This window comes from Planktothrix tepida PCC 9214, assembly GCF_900009145.1.
Taxonomy (GTDB): Bacteria; Cyanobacteriota; Cyanobacteriia; order Cyanobacteriales; family Microcoleaceae; genus Planktothrix; species Planktothrix tepida.
Genome location: NZ_LN889906.1, coordinates 1 through 902 on the forward strand (window position 1 = coordinate 1; position 902 = coordinate 902).

Genomic DNA, 902 nt, shown 5'->3' on the forward strand with positions numbered 1-902 from the left:
TGATTAAAGAGTATTTACGACAACCTGCTACAAATGTAATTGCAGGGATGTCACGTCGGAAGGCAATTAAGACGGCTACATTGGTGGGTGGGTTTGCGATCGGTTCGATGTTTCCTATGGTTAAATCAATCGCTGTTCCTGATCCAGGAGGTTCTACCTCAGTAGGTGATCCTCCTACTCCTAAGAAGCCTTGTGTAATCCTACCTAAAGGAAACTGTACCTTAACAGCCATAACAACGGGGTTCTTCTGTGTAGATAAAGAGAATAGTTGTAAAAAGGCAGGAGGAGTTTGCAAAAAACGTTATATTGAAGGCGATCCAGTTCCAGAATGTGTGTGCGTTATGGATTCAAATTGCACTTTTGTTGACTAATTATTTGGTCAATTTGCTGTAGTAAATAGGCACTAAAAAAAGAGTTGTAAGGAGGTGGGCATAATTAAGCGTAAAATCCAAAATACTGTAACTACTTCTGTATTTTTAATTCGCTTTTTCAGGTTTAAGTTGATTGCTGACTATCTACTTATTTGAGTTGTTTTTAATGCTCTTCCATTAATATAAATACGGAGAAAAATAATGCTCCCTGTCGCCAGAACTGAAAGTCTGTTACTGCAAGATATTGGTAATGAGTTGATCATTTACGATCAAGATAATCATTCCTCCCATTGTTTAACGCCACTAGCAGTAAGAGTCTGGGAATTATCAAATGGTCAAAATACAGTCAATGATATTGCCCATAAACTCGAAAAGGAGTTTAATCTTCCGGCGGATAGTGATGTGGATATGCGGGGGTTAGTTTACTTGACATTGGAGGAATTAGAACGTTATTCCCTGATTAAAGAGTATTTACGACAACCTGCTACAAATGTAATTGCAGGGATGTCACGTCGGAAGGCAATTAAGACG

Annotated in this window: 2 protein-coding genes; one reads left to right on the forward strand and one right to left on the reverse strand. The window is 38.6% G+C overall.

Features of this window, described 5'->3' with window-relative positions; all coding sequences use genetic code 11:
- A partial coding sequence (locus PL9214_RS30995) for a hypothetical protein (protein WP_139295233.1) occupies positions 1-295 on the reverse strand: 295 nt, incomplete at its 3' end.
- Between the two features lie 277 nt (positions 296-572).
- Here PL9214_RS30995 and PL9214_RS29745 point away from each other — a divergent pair.
- Positions 573-902 (forward strand): PqqD family peptide modification chaperone (locus PL9214_RS29745; protein ID WP_139295234.1); only part of this gene is annotated, 330 nt, incomplete at its 3' end.